Origin of the sequence: Mesorhizobium neociceri (genome assembly GCF_013520985.1) — a bacterium.
Taxonomy (GTDB): Bacteria; Pseudomonadota; Alphaproteobacteria; order Rhizobiales; family Rhizobiaceae; genus Mesorhizobium; species Mesorhizobium neociceri.
The window spans coordinates 63,797-88,350 of the sequence record NZ_JACDTY010000020.1; the positions used below are offsets into that span (position 1 = coordinate 63,797).

The following is a 24,554-nucleotide window of genomic DNA, read 5'->3' on the forward strand; positions in this document are numbered from 1 at the left end:
CGAGATCTTGGTTGTCAGCATAGGGGGCGAAAGCTGAGTGCCATGCGACGAAAACAAAGGTCCAGAGCGGTTTCCTGAACAATGAATTGCGCAAGCAGCATCGGGCGGCCGCTCGCAACTTTCACATCTGAAGTCGCAAAAAGCCGCCTGATCTTGCTGCGCAGGGCCCGTCCGGGAGCTTATTTTCCCGCCATCTGATCGGCCAGCGCCTGCGCCTGGGCGAGCAGCGCCGGGAAGGCCGGATCTCCCGGCAGATGCTGGCCCATGCAGGCGCGATAGTCGCTATCGCCCTTGTCCCAGGCGGCATTGGAGGACTCGAACGCTTTTTCGTCTTTGAGGTCCGAAGCCTGGTAGGCCTCCTGGAATTTCTGCGCGGCGGCATCCGCAGCAGCCCAGACGGCGTCGCAGGCGGGGATCTTGGGAACGGCAGGGGCCGCCGGCGCCGCTGTGATCATGACGCTGTTGCCTTTGACGAGCGTAACGATGACTTCCTGCTCGTAGATCGGTCCGACGTCCTGCGTCCAGCCGCCGAGCCGTGCGAAGGCAATGTCGGCGCCCTCAGGCCTCTTCAGCGGAAGGTCGAGCGTTCCCTCAAAGGCGGCGTCGCTGTTGATCGCCTGGGTATAGAAAGCATCGAGCTTCAGCGCCTCATCGATGCTGGCGGGCAGTTTGAAACTCTCGTCGGTCTCGGCGGCTTTGGCCTGGAGCCAGCGCTCCAGCAGCCCTCGCGTCGTTGCCACCAGGCTGGGGCCGTCGTCGCCTTTGGTGTATCGCAGCCCATCGAGCATGCCGTAGCCGATGTCGGAGTCGCTGAGGCTTTTGATATTGATCGTGCCGGTTGCCGGAAAATCCTTGACCGCCAGCGGGCCGATGATGCCGGCAAGACGTTGTTGCAGGTCGGCCAGCGCCTTCTCGTTCTGGGCGTCGATCGTTTCGGTTGCCGTGTTCGCGTCGTTCAGCGCCGCGATGGCCGCAATCGCCTTGTCACGCGCGGCGATATAGTCATCCTCCGGCGAGGCCGCGAACGCCACGCTGGTCGCCAGCGCGAACAGAAACGTCCAGACCATCCGCACGACGCAGCCCCCCTCATTGATGATCGACAGGCTCGAGAGTCTCCGGGGACTTCGCGGCTATTGCGTGGCGGAAATCAACGAGATGCGGTTTTCGACGCTTGAAGATCGAAGGCCTCAGCCTGTCTTGCGCTTCTCCACCTCGGCCTTCCTCAGCAGAAAACGCTGGATCTTGCCGCTCGGCGTCTTCGGCAGTTCGGTGACAAACTCGACCTCGCGCGGGTAGGCGTGCGCCGAGAGACGCTTCTTCACATGCTGGGCGAGCTCTTCGGCGAGCTCCGGGTTGCCCTTGTAGGCTGGCGCCAGCACCACGAAGGCCTTGACTATTTCGGTGCGCTGCGGATCCGGCACGCCGACCACCGCCGCCTCGTTGACCGCCGGATGCTCGATCAGCGCGCTTTCAACGTCGAACGGGCCGATGCGATAGCCGGCCGAGGTGATGACGTCGTCGGCGCGACCAATGAAAGACACCGAGCCGTCCTGCTCGTACTCCACCGTGTCGCCGGTGCGATAATAGCCGCCCGCGATGGCCGGCGTCTGCGCCTGGTGATAGCCATCGAACCAGCGCAGCGGCGACTTCGCGATGTCGACTGCGAGGATGCCGGGCTGGTTGGGACCGAGTTCATTGCCGGCCTCGTCGAGCACGACCATGCGGTAGCCGGGCATGGCAAAGCCGGCCGAGCCCGCGCGCACGACATGCGCCAGGCCATGATGGTTGTTCACCATCATGCCGTTCTCGGTCTGACCGTAATGATCGTGGATGGGCGCGGCGAGATTTGCGTCGAACCAGCGGATCACTTCCGGATTGAGCGGCTCGCCGGCGCTGCTCACCACGCGCAGCCTGCCTTTTACACGAGCGGCCGCCTGTGGCCCTTCCGCCATCAGCAGGCGATAGGCGGTGGGCGAGCCGGCAAGGCTGGTGACGCCGAGCCGCTCGATGATGTCGTAGGTACTTTTGGCGTTGAAGGCGCCCTCATAGAAGGTGGTGGCGATGCCGAGCTGCAACGGACCGGTGATGGCGTAATAGAGGCCGTAGGCCCAGCCGGGGTCGGCGATGTTCCAGAAGACATCGTCGGGCAGCAGTCCGATCGCCTCGCGCATATAGGCGCCGAAGGCCATCAGGGCGCGCAGCGGCACCGGCACGCCCTTGGGCAGGCCTGTCGTGCCGGACGTCGACATCATCATGAACAGGTCGTCGCCCTTGCGCATCACCGGCTGGCAGTCGGGCGAGGCCGCGGCAAGCGCGGCGCGAAAATCGATGTCGCCTTGAGGCAGAGCCTCGCCGGGGCCAAGAATGGTCGCGATTTGCGCCGGTGTTTCGACCTCGTCGAGCTTGCCGCGATTGGTCGGGTTGGTCACCACGATCTTGGCGCCGCTATAGCCGAGACGGTGCTCGATGGCCTTCGGGCCGAAGGCGGTGAACAACGGCTGGTAGACCGCGCCGATGCGCCATGTGCCGAGGATCAGCGCCACCAATTCGGGGATGCGCGGCAGCATGCCGGCGACGACATCGCCGGCACCGACGCCGGCGGCCTTGAGCACATTGGCGGCGCGGCCCGACATGTCGGCGAGATCGTCGAAACTGAACTCGCGCAATTCGCCGCTGGCCGAGATGGCGCGCAGCGCCAGCCGGTTTTCACCGGTATAGCGGCCGCAGCATTCGACATAGGCATTGATGCTGGTTGTAGGGTTACCATGCAACCGGGCCATCTCATCTTCGATGCGGAATTGCGCGAAGGCGTCGTCGTAACGCGGCAGATCGGCCGGCGTCTCGGTCATGGCAGTCCTCCCTTGCCGCCGCTCCATCTCCCCATGGTGCAGCCGGCGGCAGAATGCCTCAAATCGATGCTCTGGTCGATTGCGGCGAAAGTCGATGGGGCGGGAATGCGACGGAGAACAAGTCTGCGACAACCACCGCCCATTGACCTCACCGGCCATACGCTTGATAGCTCGCCCAAATTGCTGCCCTCCGAGACCCCGATGACCACAGACACCAATCTCAAAGCCGCCAATGCCGACACCGCCTGGCAAGACGACGTCCGCGCCGGCGTCCGCCACGTCCGCGATCTCGCCTCGCTGCCGCTGTCGCCTGCTGAACGCTCGGCGGCGCAAGAGGGGGCTACGCGGCACAAGGTGCGTGCCCCCAAAGCCTATCTCGACCTGATCGACTGGAACGATCCCGCCGATCCCATCCGGGCGCAGGTCATTCCGTCGCCGGATGAACTGGTGGAAACGGAAGGCGAGCTCGACGATCCGATCGCCGACCATCATTTCAGCCCCGTGCCGCGACTGACGCATCGCCACGCCGACCGCGTGCTGTTGTTCCCGACTTACCAATGCGCGGTCTATTGCCGTTTCTGCTTCCGCAAGGAGTCCCTGACGTCGATCGGGCGCGGTTATACGCGAGAAGCATTGGAAGAGGCCTTTGCCTATATCGATGCCCACACCGAAATCCGCGAGGTGATCCTGACCGGCGGCGATCCGCTGTCGCTGCCGGACAAGGCGCTGGCCGAAATCCGCGCCCGCATCGAGACGATCGCGCATGTCAGGCTTTTGCGCATCCACACGCGCGTGCCTGTCGTACTGCCCTCCCGCATCACGCCGGGGCTGGTTGGTGCCTTGCAGGGCCGGCTGATGGTCACCGTCGTCACCCATTTCAACCACGCACGCGAGATCACGCCGGCCACCGAATTGGCCTGTCGCACCATGCGCCAGGCCGGCTTCGTGCTGCTCAACCAGAGCGTCCTGCTCAAGGGCGTCAACGACACGGTGGAAGTGCTGGAGGAACTCTGCCGCGAGCTGATGTATCGGCTCGGCGTTAAACCCTATTACCTGCACCATGGCGACCTCGCGCGCGGCATGGCGCATCGGCGCACCACCATTGCCGAGGGACAGGCACTGGCCGGCGCGCTGCGCGCCCGCCTGTCGGGCATCTGCAATCCCGTCTATGTGCTTGACCTGCCGGAAGGCGGCGGCAAGGTGCCGCTGGGCCCATGCCATATCGAGGGGCAGGACGGGCGGGACTGGCGCATTCGCGGCCAGGATGGCGAGGTGAGGGTGTATCGGGAAGTGGTGGGGTAGTAGGAAGGCGTAGCCTTAGTTTGCTGTCGACGCCGTCAGCCGTGACAGCACCGTTCGCATTCCGTATATTGACATAAAGATATCCTTATGTGAAATTTGTCGCGCAAGGATAAAAAATGTCGCAGAATTCTGCATCGCTGGACGCATTGTTCGGCCCCGTCGCGGCCAAGCCCGACGGCTCCGAAGTGCTTGCGGCGCTCACCGCGGCCGCGCGCGAGCGCATCCTCATCCTCGATGGCGCCATGGGCACGCAGATCCAGGGTCTCGGTTTCGACGAGGAGCATTTTCGCGGCGAGGCTTTCGCCGGCTGTGCCTGTCACCAGCAAGGCAACAACGATCTCTTGATCCTGACCCAGCCGAAAGCGATCGAGGAAATTCACTATCAGTATGCCATCGCCGGCGCCGACATCCTCGAAACCAACACCTTCTCCTCGACCTCGATCGCCCAGGCCGATTACGGCATGGAGGACGCGGTCTATGCGCTGAACCGCGACGGTGCGCGGCTGGTGCGGCGCGCCGCCATCCGGGCGCAGCAGGAAGACGGCAAGCGCCGCTTCGTCGCCGGCGCGCTCGGGCCGACCAACCGCACCGCCTCGATGTCGCCCGACGTCAACAATCCCGGCTATCGCGCCGTCACCTTCGACGAATTGCGCCTGGCCTATGGCGAGCAGCTGCGCGGGCTGATCGATGGCGGCGCCGACATCATCCTGATCGAAACCATCTTCGACACGCTGAATGCCAAGGCGGCGATCTTCGCCTGCAACGAGATTTTTCTCGAGAAGGACGTGCATCTGCCGGTGATGATTTCCGGCACCATCACCGATCTCTCCGGCCGCACTTTGTCGGGTCAGACGCCGACCGCCTTCTGGCATTCGGTGCGTCATGCCAGCCCCTTCACCATCGGCCTCAACTGCGCGCTCGGCGCCAACGCCATGCGCGCGCATCTGGCCGAAATATCTGATACCGCCGACACGTTCGTCTGCGCCTATCCGAATGCCGGCCTGCCCAATGAATTCGGCCGCTATGACGAGAGCCCGGAATTCATGGCCGCGCAGATCGAGGATTTTGCCAGGGAAGGGCTGGTCAATGTCGTTGGCGGCTGTTGCGGCTCGACGCCCGACCACATCCGCGCAATCGCCGAAGCCGTGAAAAAGTATCCACCGCGCGCCATCCCCAAGATCGAACGCAAGATGCGGCTGTCCGGGCTGGAGCCGTTCACGCTGACCGACGAGATCCCCTTCGTCAATGTCGGCGAGCGCACCAATGTCACCGGATCGGCCAAGTTCAGGAAGCTGATCACGGCGGGCGACTATGTTCCCGCCCTCGACGTGGCCCGCGATCAGGTCGCCAATGGCGCGCAGATCATCGACATCAACATGGATGAAGGCCTGATCGATTCGAAAAAGGCGATGGTCGAGTATCTCAACCTGATCGCGGCCGAGCCGGACATCGCCCGCGTTCCGGTCATGGTCGACAGTTCGAAATGGGAGATCATCGAGGCCGGCCTGAAATGCGTGCAGGGCAAGCCGCTGGTCAATTCCATCTCGATGAAGGAAGGCGAGGAAGCCTTCCTGCATCACGCGAAACTGGTGCGCGCCTATGGCGCGGCCGTGGTCGTCATGGCTTTCGACGAGGCCGGCCAGGCCGACACCAAGGCGCGCAAGGTCGAGATCTGCACCCGCGCCTACAAGCTGCTCACCGAACAGGCGGGCTTCCCGCCCGAAGACATCATCTTCGACCCCAATGTCTTCGCGGTCGCCACCGGCATCGAGGAGCACGACAATTATGGCGTCGACTTCATCGAGGCCACCGGCGAGATCACCTCGACGCTGCCGCATGTCCATATCTCAGGCGGCGTGTCGAACCTGTCCTTCTCGTTCAGGGGCAACGAGCCGGTGCGCGAGGCCATGCACGCGGTGTTCCTTTACCACGCCATCCAGCGCGGCATGGACATGGGCATCGTCAACGCCGGCCAGCTCGCCGTCTACGACACGATCGAGCCGGAGCTGCGCGAGGCCTGTGAGGACGTCGTGCTCAACCGCGTGCCCAAGGCCGGCGGCACCGCCACCGAGCGCATGCTGGAGATCGCCGAGCGCTTCAAGGGCGCCGCCGGCAAGGAGGGCAAGGAGCGCGACCTCGCCTGGCGCGAGCTGCCGGTCGAGCAGCGGATTTCCCATGCGCTGGTCAACGGCATCACCGAATTCATCGACGCCGACACCGACGAGGCGCGGCTCGCCGCCGAGCGTCCGCTGCATGTCATCGAAGGTCCGCTGATGGCCGGCATGAATGTCGTCGGCGACCTGTTCGGCGCGGGAAAAATGTTCCTGCCGCAAGTGGTGAAGTCGGCGCGGGTAATGAAGCAGGCGGTGGCCGGATTGCTGCCGCATATGGAGGCCGAGAAGCTGGCCAACGCCGCCAATGGCATCGACAATGGCGAGCGCCAGACGGCGGGAAAAATCCTGATGGCGACGGTGAAGGGCGATGTCCACGACATCGGCAAGAACATCGTCGGCGTCGTGCTGGCCTGCAACAATTACGAGATCATCGATCTCGGCGTCATGGTGCCGGCGGCCAAGATCCTGCAGACGGCGCGCGAGAGACAAGTCGACATCATCGGCCTGTCCGGCCTGATCACGCCGTCGCTGGACGAGATGGTGCACATGGCCGCCGAGATGGAGCGCGAAGGTTTCGACATCCCGTTGCTGATTGGCGGCGCGACGACCAGCCGCGTGCACACGGCGGTGAAGATCCACCCGCGCTATTCCAAGGGACAGACGGTTTATGTCACCGACGCCAGCCGCGCGGTCGGCGTGGTCTCGGCGCTGCTGTCGAACGACGGCAAGGCCGACTATGTCGACACGGTGCGGGCCGAGTACAAAAAGGTCGCCGACGCGCATGCCCGCTCGGAAGCCGACAAGCAGCGGCTGCCGCTGGCCAAGGCGAGGGCCAATGCGCACAAGGTCGATTGGTCCGCCTACCAGCCGCCGAAGCCATCTTTCACCGGCGTGAAAGTGTTCGAGAACTGGGACCTGACGGACCTCGCGCGCTACATCGACTGGACGCCGTTCTTCCAGACCTGGGAGCTGAAGGGCCGCTACCCCAAGATCCTCGAGGACGAGGCGCAGGGGCCGGCAGCGCGCCAGCTGTTCGAGGATGCGCAGGCGATGCTGGAGAAGATCATCGCGGAAAAGTGGTTCGCGCCGCGCGGCGTTATCGGCTTCTGGCCGGCCAATGCGGTCGGCGATGACATCAGGCTGTTCACGGACGAGGCACGCTCGCAGGAGCTGGCGACCTTCTTCACGCTGCGCCAGCAGCTGACCAAGCGCGACGGCAAGGCCAATGTCGCGCTGTCCGATTTCGTCGCGCCTGCGGACATCGGCAAGCCCGATTACATCGGCGGCTTCATCGTCACCGCGGGGATCGAGGAAGTGGCGATCGCCGAGCGTTTCGAGCGCGCCAATGACGATTACTCCTCGATCATGGTCAAGGCGCTGGCCGACCGTTTCGCCGAAGCCTTCGCCGAACGCATGCACGAGAAGGTGCGCAAGGACTTCTGGGGCTATGCGGCCGACGAGAATCTGGCGCCCGACGAACTGATCGGCGAACCCTATCGCGGCATCCGGCCGGCGCCCGGCTATCCCGCGCAGCCCGACCATACCGAAAAGGCGACGCTGTTTCGGCTGCTCGACGGTGAGGGCAACGCCGGCGTCAGCCTGACGGAAAGTTATGCGATGTGGCCGGGCTCGTCGGTGTCCGGCATCTATCTCGCACATCCCGAAAGCTATTATTTCGGCGTCGCCAAGGTCGAGCGCGACCAGGTCGAGGACTATTCGCGCCGCAAGGCCATGCCGCTGGCCGAGGTCGAGCGCTGGCTCGGCCCGATCCTCAACTATGTGCCTCAGCACTATGCCGAGGCGGCGGAATAGCGCTTGCACCCCGGTCGGGAATTTTCCCGTATTGGGAAAATTCTGCTTGTTCCCAATATGGGAATATCCTATATCGAGCTATGCAGGTCATTGCCAAGAAGGCGCTGAGGGACTTCTGGGCCAAGCACAATCAGGCAGAAGCGCCTTTGACTGCGTGGTACGTGACTGTCGACAAGGCTGACTGGAAGACCCCTGCCGACATCAAGGTTGCGTTTGGCGCAACGGTTGATTTCGTCGGCGACAATCGGGTCATTTTCGACATAGGCGGCAACAAGTACCGCTTGATCGTCCATGTCGCCTACAAGTTTCATCGTGTCCTGATCAAATTCGTCGGGACGCACAAGGAATACGACAAGATTGATCCGGAGAAGGTGTGATGGAAAACATTCGACCCATTAAAACCGAAGCCGATTACGATTGGGCGATTTCCGAGATCACCAGATATTTTGAGAACGAGCCCGAGGTGGGTTCTGCCGATGGTGACCGCTTCGATGTTCTCGCGACCCTGATCGAGGCGTATGAGGACAAGCACTACCCAATTGAAGCGCCGGATCCTGTCGAAGCCATTCGTTCACACATGGAACTGTTCAAGCTCTCGCGTAAGGCCTTGGCTGACGTAATCGGGTCATCGCCTCGCGCGAGCGAAGTGCTGAGCCGAAAGCGTGCCCTCACCATGGATATGGTCTTCAAGCTCAACAGGGAATGGCACATTCCCGCGGAAGTTCTTGTGCGGCCCTACCACCTTGCGAAGGACAAGGAACGCAAGCGCGCTTAGCGCATTTTGCCATTCAGCAGCCTGACCACGAGCGAACGGGACGGCAACAAGTTCAAGGGCGGCGCCAGATGAACTGGCGCCATCGGTGGATCGAGGCCACCGGGCAAGTCCGGCACGCGGCTCTTTGTTGGTTTCTCCCCGTCCAAAAAAATCTCACCGCACCAGGGAATAAAGCACGGCCCTTGCGGGTCTTGTTATCAGCGGGGCCATTCCGGCCCGCGACCCAGAAACGAAACAAGGGATTTTGGACATGACCAAGCTCGCTTTCAGCGTGGCAGCGATGCTGCTTGCCTCGAGCGCTGCCTTTGCCGGCAGCGACCACTTCGGCACCAACAACGCAAACCAGCCTGCCGTCGACACCAATGCGACGGCGTCAATTCCCTACACAGCGCAGCAGGACGGCGTCGACACCAAGGTGACGACCGGGCCGAAGCAGGGCTCGGTGCAGGACATCATTGACCAACATAACCGGGACGGCATCTGGGGCCGCTGAGTTCACGAGCGCCGGCGCCGGATCCGGCGGCGCCCGCCTCATCAGGACGGAGAGCCAGCGCTCATCGTCATCTCTTCCGCGACTTCAGACACCACTCACAAGAGGAAATCACCATGTTCAGCATGACACGTCGCACACTGCTTGGAACCACGCTCGCCGCGACCGCCTTCGGCCTCGCAGGTAAGCTTGAATTCAGTCGCCCGGCCTTTGCCGAAACGCCCGTCGAGCCGTCGGTCGGCTTCTACAAATACAAGGTCGGCGATATCGAGGTCACCGCCATCTATGACGGCATTTGGCGCAAGCCGCATGACCCGGCCTTCATCAAGGACGTGTCGGTCGACGACACCAAGGCCGCGCTCGCCAAGGCGGGGCTGACCACCGAGTTCATGCCCATCCCGCTCACCGTCGTCGTGCTCAAGATGAACGGCAAGTTGATCATGATGGATGCCGGCTCGGGCGTCGGCCAGTGGCAGACCAACGCCACGCATCTGCCGGCCAACATGGCTGCCGCGGGCATCGACTACAAGGCGATCGACACCATCATGATCTCGCATTTCCACCCCGACCATGTCTGGGGCCTGATGGAAAAGGGCACCAACGCGCCGGTGTTCCCCAATGCCGAGCTGATCGTCAACGCCACCGAATACAATTGGTGGACCGACCCGAGCCGGCTAGGAAAACTGCCCGAGGGACGCAAGCCGGCGGGCAAGCGCATCGCCGAAAATTTTCCGAAATGGAAGAACTGGAAGCTGGTCGATGACGGCGCCGAGGTCGTGCCCGGCATCCAGATCATCGCCGCGCCCGGCCACACGCCGGGCCACTCGGTCTACCTCGCAAATTCCGGCAAGGAACAGCTGATGATCTCGGCCGACACCATGTATGTGCCGGCCCTTCTGGCGCCGCATCCGGAGTGGCAGGGCAGCTACGACCAGGACGGGCCGACGGCGATCGCCACACGCCACAAGATCATCGACCGGGTGATCGCCGACAACATCCGCATTTCCGGTTCGCACTTCCCGTTCCCCGGCACCGGTGTCTTCGACAAGGACGGCAACGCCTACGGCTTTACGCCGGTTCAAATCTGAGCACGCGCTGCCAACCAAAGCGAGAAAGACAATGAGACAATCCTGTCTGGGCAGAAACGCCCTGTTCGGCCTGCTCGGCGCCATTGCCGTGCTGACCGTGGTTCCCGTGGCCACCATCATGCCGGCCTATGCGGTCGACGACATCGAGGGCACCGACGCCCCCGACCTCACCGCCGTCCGGGCCAAGATCGCCGTCAAGGACTACAAGGGCGCATTGGCCGATTTGCGCGACCTCGCGCAGGACAACCAGCAGGCCGACGTCTACAATCTGCTCGGCTTCACGCTGCGCAAGACCGGCGATTTCACCACCGCGCTGACCTACTACAACAAGGCGCTGGAGCTGAAGCCCGATCACAAGGCCGCTCGCGAATATCTGGGCGAGCTCTATGTCGAGACCGGCGACATGGCCAAGGCCAACGAGCAACTGGCGTTTCTGCAGAAGCTGTGTCCCGCCGGCTGCGAGGAACTCGAAGACCTGCAAAAGGCCATCGACACCAAGGTTACGCAGTAAGGCTCGGCGCGCCTTTCCTCTCCCCCCGCAAAGCGGGGGAGAGGTGGCTCGGCAAAGCCGAGACGGAGTGGGGGGCCTTGGCGCTACCCCAGCCCATCACAGCTTGGGCGTCCGTGGCCGGCGCCCAAAAAGCCGGAGCCGGCAAGCTTCCCTCGAGCCGGCTCCAGCCCCTCAGACATCACCCACGTCCAGCGCAGTTCCTGCGTGGCCCACCCGGAGCGCGGCGCATGCCTGCACCCAAAATCCGGAGCCTGACCATGACCCTGACCGACCAAGCCGCGAAGCTGCACACGCTCGCCGCAAAATACCACCTCAAGGACATCACCCTGCTCGCCGCCCGCCTGCTGCTGTCCGTGCTCTTCCTGCACGAAGGCCTGACGCTGGCCACCCATTTCGACGCCGCCGCCAAGGCGATGGCAACCCAAGGCATCAGTCTGCCGCTGCTCATCGCCACGCTCGCGCTGCAACTCGGCGCTGGGCTCAGCATTGCATCCGGCCTGCTGACCCGCCTCGGCGCCATCGGCCTCGGCCTGTTCTGCCTGGCGACTGCCACGCTCTTCCACACCAACCTCGCCAGCCAGAACGAACTGCTGCATTTCGAAAAGGACCTGGCCATATCAGGCGGCATGTTCGTGCTGGCCATATCAGGCGCCGGCGCGTTCTCGCTGGACCGGCTGGTGACGTGTTATTTGCAAAAGCGCCAGCGCGACAAGGAAATGGTGGCAGCACTTCTGGCTGCGGAGAACAATATGACGGTGCGGGTGACGCTGCCGGTTTGTGGGTCGGCCAGACCGTAGGCCCGTCGCGCGTGCTTTTCTGGAACAAGCCTTGATGTCCCGCATTCTATTAGCAGGGACGGAAGGAGTGTCGAGTGAAAGCGGTTTTGGGATTGGTCGGCGGCTTCGTGCTGACCCTTGCGGTGTTCGGCAGCGGGCTGGTCTTCGCAGCCTGGCTACTTGCCGCCAAGCCTGCGCGCGAGGCAAGGCCCGCCGTCAGCGTGGCGGAGCTGTGGACCCGGAAAGCGCGGCCGGTGAACAAGGCGGCGCAATACCTCGAACGTGTGCCGGCCGGGCAGCCCGCGCATGCCGACATCGCCGCCAAGGAGCCGGCCCAGGGCCGGGTTAAGCCGCAGCCCGATCCCACCGTCACCGGCGCCATCGCGCCGGCCGAACTGCCGCCGCCGCATCTCGCCTGGTGCGCCAACCGCTACCGCTCCTATGATCCCGATGACAACAGCTACATGTCTTATAGCGGACAGCAGCGCACCTGCGTCTCGCCCTATCTCGCCGCCGACCGCGCCGCGCCGCGAGCCGCCGAGGCAAGCTATGTCGAGGGCGCGGGGCTGGGCGCCTACGCGGTCACCGGCGGCGACGCGGACCATGTCGCCTCCTGCTTCAGCCGCTATCGCTCGTACCGTCCGGAAGACAACAGCTACCAGCCATATTCCGGCGAGCCGAGACGGCAATGCGAGTAGCGCGGGCTGGCGAGCCCGCGTGACGAAGGGGGCGCCGCGAGCGATTGCGACCGGGCGATTTCTGGGATCGTTCGGATCGGCCTCGAAGCCCAGAGGAGGAACAACCATGGAAGACGACCGGCATGAGAAGATCCAGAAGCGCACATACCAGATCTGGCAGCGTGAAGGCGGCGGCGACCCCGAGCATCACTGGCATCGGGCCGAGGCCGAGATCGACCGCGAAGCCGCCCTGCCGCTGACCGCCGACGACGCGCTGCCGCGCGAGATCGCCAGCGCCGACGTGCTGACGGTCGAGGAACTGGCCGTGCGCACCGGCATCTCGGGCGACGAGGCGCAGGAGTTGATGGACAGGCTTGGCACCGACCGCGCCGCGATTGAGCAGGCGGCGCGTAGCCTCAAGGCGAAGCGGCGGCGGGCGTCTTGATCGGGGACCTAGGTGCGGGCCGAAAGCTGCTGCAGGCTTACTTCCGTCAGCGCGGTGTGAGCGTAAGTTTTTCGGTCTAGCAGACACGGCGTGCCGGAACTCATTGGGCTTCAGGATTCATGCTGCGTTTAGTGCCGCGCGCACTCGTTGATCCGCTGCTGCGCCGGGTGTATCTGTGCTGGCGAGGCGCGCCATTGATCGCCGGGCCGGATCTACTGCGGCGCCCGCGCACTCTGCCAAAACCAGATTGCGAGCGAGCCGGATCGCCCACGGATCTGTGTCTCCACAGGTCCTCTTAAAGCACCGGATTTGAACAACGCGCAGTCGCGACCGGCGACAGCAAGCATTTCGTCACTCACCGCCACTTCGGCTTTCTGGTCGGCAGCGATCTCCATCAAGCGACTTGCAACGTTGACGGTGTCGCCGATGGCCGCGATGTGCTGACGCCCTTCGCCGCCGAGTCGAGAGGCCACGATTGTTCCATAATGCGCTCCAATCTTGAAGCCGATCCGGGATGCGGTCGAGGCAGGCAACGAGGCGAGCCAATCGTTGGTGCGGCTGGAGAGCCCGGCACAACAGCGGGCAGCATTGGAGGCGTCGTCTGTCGCCGGTTCCGGTAGGCCGAACAGGATCATGGCGCCGTCACCCATGAAACTCGTGACAACGCCACCGCAGCTTGTCACTTCTTCGTCCACCAGCGCGTGAAAATTGTTCAGGAGTTCGCGCGTGGCGCTCGGTCCCAATGTTTCACTCAGTCCGGTGAAGCCGGACAGGTCGATGAACAGGATGGCGGCATCTGTCCGGACGGGTTCCGAGAGGAAGTCGCCATGCTTGGCGAGCCATGCCCCCAGTCCTGGGGCTTCAACGCGTTGAAGCAATTGGCTCTGCGTGGCGAAATATTGGGCCCGGCTCCTGCCCAGCCAAAGCTGCGCGGCCCCAAACAGGATTGCCGGCGGAACGGCAGCGGTCATCGGCAGCGCGGCGCTCAGCCAGATATGGTGCAGGAAAGCGGTCATGTTGACCACGAACCAGATCAGGATCACGCCGGCGACCGCCGCGAGGCCGATGGCGTTTCGGCGCCACGCTAACAGGCCGACAAGAAGCATGGGCAGCGCCACTGCAAAGCCCGCGTCTGCAAGTCGAACGTTCTGGTCGCGCACGATTCCGTCGCCGGCCATCAGATGGGCAATCGCCGTCGACATGACCTCGACACCCGGCAGTATGGGATCGAACGGCGTCGGGAAGACATCGCCGGTGCCGGTTGCGGTCGCTCCTATCAAGACAATTCGACCCCGGATAGCGCCGGGATCGAATTGGCCCTCCAGCACGGTCGCGGCGCTGATCGTGCGGATCGTGCCGCGCGGGCCATAGAATGTAAGAGGCAGGATGTGACCAATGTCCGTACGGATCGACCGTCCGTCCAGCGATAGATCATCGGGCGCAATTCCAGGGTCCTCTCCCGCCGCCATGGCGGCAACACGCAAGCAGAAGGACGCTTGCAACTGATCTCCGGCCCGAAACAGCAACGGCACGAACCGGGGCGTTCCCGTCCTGTCGGTGACCACGTTCACGACGCCCACAGCGGCGGCGTCCGAAAACGCTTTCAGGGGCCACAGGAACCGCTCGGCATTCGGCACGCGGGCGAGGGGTCCTTCGCCCACGGCCAGCGTCCATTGTTTGCCTCCGGGGTAGATCGCCGCTGCGGCGATTACGCTTCTACTCCTGCTCAGCGAACGCGCGAGCGCCTCGTCAGTGTCTTTTGCCCCGGGGTCGACCAGCAGCAGGTCGAGCGCAATGGCTTTCGGCCCAAGCGGCTCTATCGTATCGATGATTCGGGCAAGCGTGGCGCGGCTGAGGGGATAGCTGCCCTCGCGCCGCACTGTTTCATCGTCTATTGCGACAATGGTGATCAGCTCCGGCGGCTTTGCCGTTCCTCGAACAAGCGTTCGAAGATCGGTCATCGTTGCCTCGACGCGATCGAGAAACCACAAATTGCCGCGCCAGTGCGCGAAGCCCAGGCCGGCGCCCCAAAGACCCGCCAGAATGAGCGCGATCAGCGTCGGAAGCCCTCGTCGGCTCATTGCAAGCTCATTGGGCAAGCTCACTGGCCAAGCTCACTGGCCGAAACGGGCCAGCAATGCGGAAACGCGCTTGGCGGGCCAGTGCTTGACGATGAGTTTGCCGGTCCCGGCCTCGACGTCCACGCCATCGCCCGGTGCGAGGACCACGACGGCGGTGGATGCCGGTCTTTGCACGGCGACGCGACCCCTCAGGACGAAAACAGACGTCTTGCCATTGCCAACGTCGACTGTCCATTTTGTGCCTCGCACCGCGGCGATCGCCTGCGGGGTGACAACCGCGAAGCCACCCTGGACCGCACCGGCCGGAGCATCGAGCAGCAGCGCTTTGCGCCGCAACCTGACCGCGTCGGGACTGCCGTTTCGATCGCGATCCTCCAGCGTAAAACGAGCGCCACCTTCCACAATGACGGCAAGGCCTTCCCGACATCTCAGAATCTGTCGGGACGTACTGGGCACAGGCTCGAAGGTACACCCTGCATCCTGCGCATGGGCGGCACCCACCCAGAAGACACCGGCAAACAGGACAGCCACCAGACTACGGAAAAATCGGCCCCTTGCGCTCATCGACGTCTCCTTACTTTGCGAAGCCCTGAGGCAGGAAAATCTTCTGCCGTCAGCCTGCCCGCATGTTTGGTTCACGAGCCGGCACTTGCAGCCGCGTTGGCTTGAGGGATGCCGACCGGCATCGTAACACGACAAGCTGCTCCTGCGTTAAGGGCTCAAAATTATACGATTAATTGCACCGGGATCCTAATCGACAAGGCCTTGGCACGGGAGAAATAGACGCCATTCTCGTTCATAAGCCCAGCGATGGTGCTTGGTTGAAAGAATCCACTTTGCTAACTTGCGAGGATCCTGAAGATTGCTGCCCATGTCGAGCAATCGATCTGCGTAACTAACGCGAGAAAAACTATTTCCATCTGGTAGCGTTTGGCGAAGTAATTGAAAATCGTCTTCAATGCAGATTTCGAAAAACGAGTCGCCGTAGTGTGCCCACATTAGAGCCTAATCCAAACCTCGCTGAACCAAGCAATGCCAACAGAGGCTTTCCTGTTGCGGATTAATGTCCTCGCCGTTTCCCATTGAGGGTGTCCACGTACTCCATCACCAACCTCGTACAACCCGTCCATCGCATCGTTTAGGTTATGGTATTCGCCGCACCAGAATTTGCCTTCGACTATACAGCCGACCTCGCTAAGCATGGTTGCGCTTTTAAGGTTGGCTGAGTCGCCAACCTTTCGAAAGCAGTATAATAGAGAAGGCGGGGCGTATGTTTCTATGGTCGCAGGCATAAGAATCCCCGGAGCGTTGTTGAAAATTTAGGGGGGAATATGCTGTCTTTTCAAGACGCAATCAATGATTCAGCACAGTTTTCGAAGCGCCATCTGATTCTTGGAAACGGCTTCAGCATTGCACTCAGGCCTGACATCTTTCACTACGGCTCCCTGTTTCAGAGAGCTGATTTCTCGACGTACCCCCAGCTTCCAAAGGTGTTTCAAGCATTGGGAACCCAAGATTTTGAAGTTGCAATTCGAAGTCTGGAAACCGGCGCCAAACTTGCACCCATTTATGGAACCTCCGCCTCTTCCGCGGCAGCAATGCTGACCGATTCAGCGGCCCTTAAAGAAATTCTTGTTGAGACGATCGCTGCAAATCACCCGGATATCCCGGCAGATATTCCGGACCTCAAGTTTTGGGCTTGCAGAACCTTCCTTCGTCATTTTCTTGGTCCAAACGACGGGCAAATATTCACCTTGAACTACGACTTGCTTCTGTACTGGGCTCTTATGCATGAGGACAATCCGTTTGGTACGCGCCCAGTTCCCATTGTGACTAATGATGGGTTCGGCAATGACGAAGACGACCCCGGCGCAGACTATGTAGTTTGGCAAGGCGAAACGGCCGCCCACAGTGCCAAGGTGCACTTCTTGCACGGCGCCCTCCATCTGTTTGATGCGGGCACTGATCTCCAAAAATACACTTGGGTCCGAACGAATACCCGGCTAGTGGACCAAGCCCGCAGTGCCATTGGCAGCAACAAATTTCCACTTTTCGTGGCGGAGGGCACCAGCGGACAGAAGAAGGCAAAGATACGCCACAACGCATACCTTTACCAGGGCTTCAAGCAATTGGTAGCTAATGTCCAGCAGCCCAAAGTTTGCTTCTTCATTCATGGTCATTCATTGGCGGAAAACGATGACCATATACTAAGGCGGATCGGCGCAGGTCGTTTCCCCAAGCTTTATATAAGTCTGTTTGGTGAAATGGTCTCAGAAGGCAACCGGCAGGTTATAGCGCGGGCGAACGCTTTGTCGGCTATGCGAAAGCCATCATCTCCGCTCAAGGTAGAGTTTTATGACGCGGCCTCCGCCAAGGTGTGGGGATAAGCTCGGTTCAACGGATGATTTGAATAGGTTAGTCCTGAGAACCTAAATGAAGGCCGAAACGTATGCTTGTGCGTCGTTCCTCGTAGAGGATGTGGGGCTTTATGTGCCCAAAGCATGGGGCGGTTGATTACAGTTACAGATGGCGAACTTTTAGCGCGCCGTCCCATTTGGAGTTGAGATATTCACAGACGAGTCGCCGGTGGCAATGGTGCGGTTTGTCCTCCGAACAAAGTAAACAGCTATCCTGAAACATCTCTGGCGTTAGGCGTTGCTCGATCTTTCGCTGCCGCATAAGATTTATGAAAGATATTTCGTATATTTTCCAATCACCTTTGTCGCGCTTAAATTCCTTCAAAATATCATCTGTAGGTGCCAAGATTGGTTGGTGTATGTAGCTTATTTGACAAATCTTGTTTAAGAAGTATGAAAGATCATCCGATTTCGCAAAGCCTGAAAGTTGCGATGTATTGTGCAAACGAACATCAATGACTTTTTTTACACCAGCGCTTTTCAACCTATCGAAAAAGCGAGATGCCGTTGATTTTGTGAATCCGATTGTCGCGACGTTAATGTCGTCCAAATTATTGCTCCACTATCGCCGATTTTTTTGAATTGTCCTTCCGCTCAGAGAACGCAACTTTCGTGGCTCGATCGCGATACGCCGACGCGATTTGCTTCGCGGGAGGTTCGAAGAGGTCGATATCACTTTTGCCGGACATCTCCATCAGCCTGGCCTCTATCTGGTTATGGTCGACGAGTTGCCCGCTGCTTAGGATGTGCCGGACGATGATTCCGCGTTCGTGCAGCGCCCGTCCGACCAAGAGGCAACGATGGCAATCCATTGGGTCGTGCTCAGAGCACATCAGAGCGATGCGGAACTTTTTTGCACCTTTAATAACTCGGTCAAGTCCGCGAGCAAAATCGTCCGTTTCAGCCATTTTTTCGTAGTCGGCCACACCATCGCAGAAGAATTGCGTGTCCTTCGGTCGGCCGCCGAGCTCCGCACCTAGGAAGACGTATGCGACTTTGTCCTGACGCAATTCCTCGCACAATACATCTCGATTAAAATGAGGAAAGTGCCTCGAGAAAGGCGCGGTCCTTACATCCGCGATCGCCGTAACCGACGCTTGGCGTAACAGCGCGAGAAAACGCTCGTATGGAAGCGTCGAATGCCCAATTGTGAGCACCTCAATAGCCCTATTTGCCAAATCTAAGCCTCGTTATGTTTCGAAGAGTCGCCCATTACGATCTCCACAAACGACTACGTCCTGCCATGTAACGGTAGATTACTCCACACCGAGATGGCAGGCCACCCTGGGCCAAAGCGGCCAGCATTGGCTCTAGCACAGGCTTTGCTACCTTTCCGCCGCATCCCTGACGTAGGAAGTCGACCCGTCTAGAGGAAGAGGACTCCGTTAACTTGAGCATAGCAAGCGTTGGGCATTGCTTGAAAAGGTCGACAAAGCCCCACACGGACATGGACTAAATCGCATGCTTCCGCATCAGATTGAAGTGCCGCAACGCCCGCAGTCAGAAACCGAGTGCGAGCGAGGTCAGCTGGTACCGAAAGGTCATATTCCACGCCATCTTGATCGATTGTCGCGCGTAGCCGTCGTTTCCCTGCTGGCGTTACTTCTTCATAAAATGCAATCTGACTGGGGTGGATCTCGATCGCCCCCAACGAGTTCGTTTTGATGTTCGCAGGTACGTACGCTTTGCCGCTGCTAGCGCGCACCAAATGACCGTCAAATATGTCCTGCAGCGAACAGGAAACGCTGCCAGCCACCGCCTTAGCTAGTTTAGCATCGGTCAAACTCTTGACTACAGATAGTTGGCTTCCACCGGTGACAAGGCGATCCTCCGTCGCATGTGGAAACGGAAAAGTCTTAGGTGGTTTTGAAGCATCGAGAGACACAATATTTCCAACGGAAAAAATCGTTCCGGGACCGGCAAACCGAGCGTTCCAGAACCGAGAGGGCTCAACCGCCGGGTTGGCGACTGCTGGTTCTGGGCGCACCATGCAGTCATCGTCGACATCCCATCCCGCAACGCAGTATAGATCGCCGTAACACGTCACGTCCGTAATGCCGATGTTGTACCTCGCCAAGAAAAGCCTCCCTATCGCCCTCGAAGAATTTGGTAAATATTTGAGCATTGGCAGCTGTGAATTCAAGAGCCTGGGGATTGAAATACGCTGCGCTTTGGGCAGGCCTGGCGGCTCTACCGCGAGGCGTTCGACTCTCAACGCAGCTGAGCCTCTCCGTTAACCTTTCATTAACCATACCACGGCTAGCGTTTACCTCTCAGTAAGGAATCGCCCGCCGTGACCTTTGCCGCCCCCGTTGAGGCCAAATCCATTCGCTTTCGCGCCCGCTCCTTCGTCGCTTTCACGCTGACGCCGGAGGCGCCTTTGGATGTCTGGCTGGAGAGCCTCGATCGCTGGGTCGGCAATTCGCCGGGTTACTTTGCCGGGCGCCCGGTGGTGCTCGACCTGAACGTGCTGAAGCCCGATGTCGTGGCCATCGAAGCGCTGGTCGGCGTGCTCGGCCAGCGCGGCATCCGCGTCTATGCCATCGAGCTCGACGGCGGCGCCGAACTGGGCGCGCATCTGCCGCCGGTGCTGGTCGGCGCCAAGGAGGCGACCACTGACGGGTTGCTGCAGCCGAGCCGCAAGGCGGGCAGGGCGGAGGATGCGACAACGGCTAGCGACATGAAGCCGGCAAGTGATGCGAAGGCGGATTTGAAGGCGGGCGATTTGAAGGCGGCGGGCGAGGCAAGGCCTCAGGACGCCAAGTCCGGCGCACCGGACGCCGGCACGTTGATGATCCGCTCGCCGATCCGTTCGGGACAGCTCATCTTCCATCCGCATGGCGATGTCATCGTACTAGGCTCGGTCGCTTCCGGTTCCGAGATCGTCGCCACCGGCTCGATCCATGTCTATGGCACGCTGCGCGGCCGCGCTTCGGCAGGTGCGCAGGGCAATACGGCCGCCCGCGTCTTCTGCCGCAGGAACGAGGCCGAGCTTCTCTCGGTGGATGGCTGGTATTGCACCGCCGAGGAGATGGACCCGTCAGTCCGGGGCAAGCCTGTGCAGGCATTTCTCGACAACGGCATGCTGCGCATCGCCCCTTTCAGCTAATGCGGCGGGCGCTGCTCGCGCCCGACAACGACATAACGAACAACAACGGAGGCTTTATTGATGGGCAAGGTAGTGGTGGTCACCTCGGGCAAGGGGGGCGTCGGCAAGACGACCTCGACCGCGGCTCTGGGGGCGGCGGTCGCCAAGACCGGCAAGAAGGTGGCGCTGGTCGATTTCGACGTCGGCTTGCGCAACCTCGACCTGATCATGGGCGCCGAGCGGCGCGTCGTGTTCGACCTCGTCAACGTCATCCAGGGCTCGGCAAAGCTGTCGCAGGCGCTGATCCGCGACAAGCGGGTCGAGACGCTGTTCCTGCTGCCGGCCTCGCAGACGCGCGACAAGGATGCGCTGACCGAGGAGGGGGTGGCAGAAGTCATCGGCAAGCTGCGCTCGGTCTTCGACTATGTCTTCTGCGACAGCCCGGCAGGCATCGAGCGCGGCGCCCAGCTCGCCATGCGCTTTGCCGACGAGGCGGTCATCGTCACCAATCCGGAAGTGTCGTCGGTGCGCGATTCCGATCGCATCATCGGCCTGCTCGACGCCCGCACTTTGCGCGCCGAACAGGGCGAGCAGATCGCCAAGCATGTGCTGGTCACGCGCTACGATGCGGCGCGCGCCGCGCGCGGCGAAATGCTGTCGATCGACGACGTGCTGGAGATTCTCTCGACGCCGCTGCTCGGCATCATTCCGGAGAGCCAGGATGTGCTGCGCGCCTCCAACCTCGGTTCGCCGGTGACATTGTCGGAGCCGCTCAATGCCGCCGCCAAGGCTTACATCGATGCCGCAAAGCGGCTCGAGGGCGAACAACTGCCGGTCATTGTTCCCTTCGAACGAAAGGGCTTCCTCGACCGTCTGCTGGGAAGGAGGGCGGCATGAACCTGCTCGACATCTTCAAGCGGCGCACCAGCGCGCCGGTGGCGCGCGAACGGCTGCAAGTGCTGCTCGCCTATGAGCGCCGCAACCGCAGCCAGCCCGACCTCGTCTCCATCCTGCGCGAGGAGATCATGGCGGTCATCGCCAAGCATGTGCAGATCGACCAGGATTATCTCCAGGTCTCGATGGACCGCGGCGAGACCATGTCGACGCTGGAGATTGATATTCAGATCCCCAACAAGAGCCCGATGCCGCTGGCAATGGCGGGGTGAGGGGCTTTACCCTCCCCCTTGTGGGGAGGGTCGATCCGCAAAGCGGATCGGGGTGGGGGTCTGCGCGGACCTCCGCCGTCTTGGTTTCCTCGCCCCCGCAAAGCGGGGAGAGGTGTCCGCGAAGCGGACGGAGAGGGGGCCGCGGCGCTGGCGGGTTCCCTCTGTATTCATTCAAGGCCGAGCCATTCCCCCTCTCCGTCGCGGCTTCGCCGCGCCACCTCTCCCCCACCTTCGTGGGGGCGAGGAACCCAAGCTTATGAACTCCCAAAAAACATTCAACCAAACAGTTGACTATCTGAAACCGCGCCTCTATATTCAACTACATGGTTGAATTAGAGACGCCCCAGATGGACCAGGTTTTTCACGCCCTTAGCGACACCACGCGCCGGCATATGCTTCATAGCCTCGCCGGCGGCGAGCGCACGGTGAGTCAGCTGGCCGAACCCTTTGCCATGTCGCTGGCCGCAGCCTCCAAGCACATCAAGGCGCTGGAGCATGCCGGGCTGATCCGTCGCGAAGTGCGCGGCCGTACCCATGTCTGCCGCCTCGAGGCCCGCCCGCTGGCCACCGCCTATGAGTGGCTCGGCTCCTACGCGCGTTTCTGGAACAGCCGCCTCGATGTCCTCGAACAGCTTTTGCGCGAGGAGGCGGGGCGCAAAACGTCGACAACGCAGACAACGCCGGAGCCGGCAAATCCAGCCAAGCCGGAACCGTCCAAGCCATCACCCCAGCCAGAATCACCCAGGCCAACACCATCCGAAGGAGACGACCAATGAACCAGATGACAAGCTTCGACGGCTACGCCCAGTTGATCCAGCCGGCCACCTTGAGGATCGAACGGCTGTTGCCGGGAACCAGGGAGCGCGTCTGGGAATACCTGACGCAGAGCGACCTGCGCCGCCAGTGGCTGGCGGCCGGCGACATGGATTTGGAGGAGGGTTCTTCTTTCGAGCTGGTCTGGCGCAATTACGAACTGACCGACCCGCCGGGCGAGAGGCCGGCCGGCTTCGGCAGCGGCGAGCAGAGGATGCACAACCAGATCGTCGAGTGCGACCCACCGCGCAAGCTCACCATCTCCTGGAACGGCAGCGGCAATGTCACGTTCGAATTGGCGCAGCGCGGCGACGACGTCCTGCTTACCCTGGTCCACCGCCGCCTGCCGGATCGTTCGAGCCTGATGATGCATGCCGCCGGCTGGCACATGCATCTCGACATCCTGGCGGCCCGTGTGACGGGCGAAAAGCCGGAGCCGTTCTGGGACGGCTGGAGCCGTCTCATGACGGACTATGACCAGCGCCTGCCGGCCTGACACAACGTACGCATTTCCACCTGACCTCGCGCCGCATGGCGGCGCGAGGGCCGGAAAAACACGTCCCAACTTTGGAGAGAAACAATGCTTGCATTCAGAAAAGTCGCCCTGGCCATGGCCGTCGGTTTTGTCGGCCTGTCGGCAGCCCAGGCGGCGGACATGACCATCGACCAGATGCCGGCCCAGCTCGAAACCCGTTATGCGCTCAGCGCCTTGCCGCCGGCCTTGCGGGATAAAGCAACCGTCTATCTGCTCGACCCCGCGAAGGGCTACCAGCTTGCCCGGCAGGGTACGAGTGCCCTGACCTGTATTGTCGAGCGCACCGCCTGGGAACTGGGCGACTTCCGCAACGACATCTATTTTCCGCTTTGCTACGACGCCGCCGGCACCAGCACCTATTTGAAGGTCATCATGGATGCGGCCAAGCTTCGCGCCGAGGGCATGGACGCTGCCGCGCTGAAGGCCGAAATCCAGAAGCGATACGACGACAAGACCTACAAGACGCCCGACAAAGCAGGCCTGTCCTACATGGTCGGTCCCGTCATGCGCACGATCGGGCCGCCCGACATGCAGGTCCACACCATGCCGATGCCGCATCTGATGTTCTACGCCGCTGGTATCACCAATGAGGACATCGGCGCCGCTCCAGACCTCGCCAATCCCTCCAGCCTTCTCAACCCGTTCATCGACAGGCTGGGGAACGCCGAGCAGAGCTACATGATCCAGATGGTGGGCGAGACGGAGAAGGCGAAAATACTGGCCGACGAAAAGCCGCTTCTCGATGATCTCTGCGCCTATCGCGATGTCCTTTGCCTGACCGGCCAGATGGATATGGACCAACACTGACCGCCACGTCCCCACGCCACGGGGACAATGCAACGGGATGGTGGCGAACCGGCCATCCCTGAACGACCGCGCAGCCTCCGGCATTCGACCATGGAGGCTCGCATTCACCGCAGATGAAACGAAGCAACGTGCTTGCGTCCCGCAAGCCTGAAGGAGGAAGTCATGCGTAAATTGATCACCGGAATGAAGATCTCCATCGACGGCAAGATGGAAGGACCCGAGGGGTTCGCCGACTGGGTCGACAACTGGTCGGAGGAATACGGCCTGATGTCCGAGATCGACGCCTGCCTGCTTGGCGGCGTCATGTATGCCGGCTACGAGCGCTACTGGAGCGCGATCCAGCAGAACGAGCCGGACCAGCCGCTGCCGATGACCGGCAAACTGGTCGACCCGGCCGAACTCGAATGGGCGCGCTTTGCCGCCAAGACCCCGCATTATGTGCTGTCGAACACCATGACTTCGGCAGCCTGGGCCTCGACGCGCTTCCTCCGCAGCCTCGACGACATCGCGGCGCTGAAGCGCGAGCCCGGCAAGGACATCTACCTCATGGGCGGCGCCCGCATCACCGCCAGCCTGATCGAGGCCGGGCTGGTCGATGAGATGCGGCTCATCGTCTATCCGCTGCTCGCCGGCGACGGCAAGGCGCTGTTTGGCACGGTGCACGCCCGGCACAGACTGGAACTGCGCAAGGCCGAGGCGCTTTCGGATGGACGGGTGAGCCTGGTGTATGGGATCGCGAACTAGCTTCTTTTCCTCTCCCTCCGGAGGGGGGAGAGGTGGCGCCGCGAAGCGGCGACGGAGTGGGGGA

Annotated in this window: 26 protein-coding genes; 18 read left to right on the forward strand and 8 right to left on the reverse strand. The window is 61.7% G+C overall.

The genetic code is table 11. The features are described from left to right. Window positions 1–179 precede the first annotated feature (179 nt). The gene (locus H0241_RS28700; RefSeq protein WP_210285114.1) at window positions 180–1,067 is read right to left on the reverse strand and encodes a hypothetical protein; all 888 of its coding nucleotides are present in this window, start codon (window positions 1,065–1,067) and stop codon (window positions 180–182) included. Between the two features lie 120 nt (window positions 1,068–1,187). After that, window positions 1,188–2,849 (reverse strand): acyl-CoA synthetase, encoded by a 1,662-nt coding sequence (locus tag H0241_RS28705; protein WP_181061144.1) that lies wholly within the window; start codon window positions 2,847–2,849, stop codon window positions 1,188–1,190. Window positions 2,850–3,050: 201 nt separating this feature from the next. On the opposite strand from H0241_RS28705, the gene H0241_RS28710 reads away from it, so the two are divergent. The 10 genes from H0241_RS28710 (at window position 3,051) to H0241_RS28755 (ending at window position 12,839) form a co-directional block, all read left to right on the forward strand. After that, window positions 3,051–4,151, forward strand: a complete 1,101-nt coding sequence (locus H0241_RS28710; protein WP_181061145.1) for a KamA family radical SAM protein — start codon at window positions 3,051–3,053, stop codon at window positions 4,149–4,151. Between the two features lie 116 nt (window positions 4,152–4,267). Next, complete coding sequence (gene metH, locus H0241_RS28715; protein WP_181061146.1) at window positions 4,268–8,077, forward strand: methionine synthase; 3,810 nt, start codon at window positions 4,268–4,270, stop codon at window positions 8,075–8,077. A gap of 80 nt (window positions 8,078–8,157) precedes the next feature. After that, window positions 8,158–8,454 carry a type II toxin-antitoxin system HigB family toxin gene (locus H0241_RS28720; protein WP_181061147.1) on the forward strand — a complete coding sequence of 99 codons (297 nt, stop codon included), beginning with the start codon at window positions 8,158–8,160 and terminating at the stop codon, window positions 8,452–8,454. Further along, window positions 8,454–8,852, forward strand: coding sequence for a helix-turn-helix domain-containing protein (locus H0241_RS28725; protein ID WP_181061148.1), 399 nt, complete (start codon window positions 8,454–8,456; stop codon window positions 8,850–8,852). The genes H0241_RS28720 and H0241_RS28725 overlap by 1 nt, the downstream gene beginning before the upstream one ends. A 250-nt stretch (window positions 8,853–9,102) precedes the next feature. Continuing rightward, a complete protein-coding gene (locus H0241_RS28730) occupies window positions 9,103–9,345 on the forward strand; it encodes a DUF680 domain-containing protein (protein WP_181061149.1) in 243 nt (80 codons plus the stop codon). Between the two features lie 113 nt (window positions 9,346–9,458). Further along, window positions 9,459–10,430 carry an MBL fold metallo-hydrolase gene (locus H0241_RS28735; protein WP_181061150.1) on the forward strand — a complete coding sequence of 324 codons (972 nt, stop codon included), beginning with the start codon at window positions 9,459–9,461 and terminating at the stop codon, window positions 10,428–10,430. Between the two features lie 31 nt (window positions 10,431–10,461). Further along, window positions 10,462–10,941 carry a tetratricopeptide repeat protein gene (locus tag H0241_RS28740; RefSeq protein WP_181061151.1) on the forward strand — a complete coding sequence of 160 codons (480 nt, stop codon included), beginning with the start codon at window positions 10,462–10,464 and terminating at the stop codon, window positions 10,939–10,941. Between the two features lie 257 nt (window positions 10,942–11,198). Continuing rightward, window positions 11,199–11,738 carry a DoxX family protein gene (locus tag H0241_RS28745; RefSeq protein ID WP_181061152.1) on the forward strand — a complete coding sequence of 180 codons (540 nt, stop codon included), beginning with the start codon at window positions 11,199–11,201 and terminating at the stop codon, window positions 11,736–11,738. A gap of 74 nt (window positions 11,739–11,812) precedes the next feature. Beyond that, entirely contained in the window at window positions 11,813–12,415 is a 603-nt protein-coding gene (locus H0241_RS28750; RefSeq protein WP_181061153.1) for a BA14K family protein, read from the forward strand. 106 nt (window positions 12,416–12,521) lie between these two features. Next, window positions 12,522–12,839, forward strand: coding sequence for a DUF2934 domain-containing protein (locus H0241_RS28755; RefSeq protein ID WP_181061154.1), 318 nt, complete (start codon window positions 12,522–12,524; stop codon window positions 12,837–12,839). A 212-nt stretch (window positions 12,840–13,051) separates the two neighbouring features. Here the strand turns inward: H0241_RS28755 and H0241_RS28760 are convergent, their stop codons facing one another. From H0241_RS28760 to H0241_RS36490, 3 genes are all read right to left on the reverse strand, one after another. Further along, window positions 13,052–14,920, reverse strand: coding sequence for a CHASE2 domain-containing protein (locus H0241_RS28760; protein ID WP_181061175.1), 1,869 nt, complete (start codon window positions 14,918–14,920; stop codon window positions 13,052–13,054). 33 nt (window positions 14,921–14,953) lie between these two features. Continuing rightward, window positions 14,954–15,484, reverse strand: a complete 531-nt coding sequence (locus H0241_RS28765; RefSeq protein WP_181061155.1) for a FecR domain-containing protein — start codon at window positions 15,482–15,484, stop codon at window positions 14,954–14,956. Window positions 15,485–15,670: 186 nt separating this feature from the next. Beyond that, complete coding sequence (locus H0241_RS36490; protein WP_181061156.1) at window positions 15,671–15,919, reverse strand: DUF2971 domain-containing protein; 249 nt, start codon at window positions 15,917–15,919, stop codon at window positions 15,671–15,673. 332 nt (window positions 15,920–16,251) lie between these two features. Here H0241_RS36490 and H0241_RS28775 point away from each other — a divergent pair, with 332 nt between their 5' ends. Then, entirely contained in the window at window positions 16,252–17,307 is a 1,056-nt protein-coding gene (locus tag H0241_RS28775; protein ID WP_181061157.1) for a DUF4917 family protein, read from the forward strand. A gap of 133 nt (window positions 17,308–17,440) precedes the next feature. On the opposite strand, the gene H0241_RS28780 is transcribed toward H0241_RS28775, so the two are convergent. The 3 genes from H0241_RS28780 to H0241_RS28790 all read right to left on the reverse strand — a co-directional run bounded on the left by H0241_RS28780 (window position 17,441) and on the right by H0241_RS28790 (window position 19,414). Beyond that, window positions 17,441–17,887, reverse strand: a complete 447-nt coding sequence (locus H0241_RS28780; RefSeq protein ID WP_210285115.1) for a DUF488 domain-containing protein — start codon at window positions 17,885–17,887, stop codon at window positions 17,441–17,443. Window position 17,888: 1 nt separating this feature from the next. After that, window positions 17,889–18,515 (reverse strand): DUF488 domain-containing protein, encoded by a 627-nt coding sequence (locus H0241_RS28785; protein WP_181061158.1) that lies wholly within the window; start codon window positions 18,513–18,515, stop codon window positions 17,889–17,891. Between the two features lie 188 nt (window positions 18,516–18,703). Beyond that, the gene (locus tag H0241_RS28790; RefSeq protein ID WP_181061159.1) at window positions 18,704–19,414 is read right to left on the reverse strand and encodes a dual OB domain-containing protein; all 711 of its coding nucleotides are present in this window, start codon (window positions 19,412–19,414) and stop codon (window positions 18,704–18,706) included. Window positions 19,415–19,630: 216 nt separating this feature from the next. Here H0241_RS28790 and minC point away from each other — a divergent pair, with 216 nt between their 5' ends. The 7 genes from minC (at window position 19,631) to H0241_RS28825 (ending at window position 24,490) form a co-directional block, all read left to right on the forward strand. Further along, window positions 19,631–20,446: a septum site-determining protein MinC gene (gene minC / locus H0241_RS28795; RefSeq protein ID WP_181061160.1), complete on the forward strand. Its 816-nt coding sequence runs from the start codon at window positions 19,631–19,633 to the stop codon at window positions 20,444–20,446. A gap of 60 nt (window positions 20,447–20,506) precedes the next feature. Next, window positions 20,507–21,322, forward strand: coding sequence for a septum site-determining protein MinD (gene minD / locus H0241_RS28800; protein ID WP_029869303.1), 816 nt, complete (start codon window positions 20,507–20,509; stop codon window positions 21,320–21,322). Further along, on the forward strand, window positions 21,319–21,591 hold the full coding sequence (gene minE / locus H0241_RS28805; RefSeq protein WP_181061161.1) for a cell division topological specificity factor MinE: 273 nt from the start codon (window positions 21,319–21,321) through the stop codon (window positions 21,589–21,591). The genes minD and minE overlap by 4 nt, the downstream gene beginning before the upstream one ends. 323 nt (window positions 21,592–21,914) lie before the next feature. After that, a complete protein-coding gene (locus H0241_RS28810) occupies window positions 21,915–22,367 on the forward strand; it encodes an ArsR/SmtB family transcription factor (protein ID WP_181061162.1) in 453 nt (150 codons plus the stop codon). Continuing rightward, on the forward strand, window positions 22,364–22,900 hold the full coding sequence (locus H0241_RS28815) for an SRPBCC family protein (protein WP_181061163.1): 537 nt from the start codon (window positions 22,364–22,366) through the stop codon (window positions 22,898–22,900). The genes H0241_RS28810 and H0241_RS28815 overlap by 4 nt, the downstream gene beginning before the upstream one ends. A gap of 84 nt (window positions 22,901–22,984) precedes the next feature. Continuing rightward, a complete protein-coding gene (locus H0241_RS28820; RefSeq protein WP_181061164.1) occupies window positions 22,985–23,746 on the forward strand; it encodes a hypothetical protein in 762 nt (253 codons plus the stop codon). Between the two features lie 162 nt (window positions 23,747–23,908). Beyond that, entirely contained in the window at window positions 23,909–24,490 is a 582-nt protein-coding gene (locus H0241_RS28825) for a dihydrofolate reductase family protein (protein ID WP_181061165.1), read from the forward strand. Window positions 24,491–24,554 lie beyond the last annotated feature (64 nt).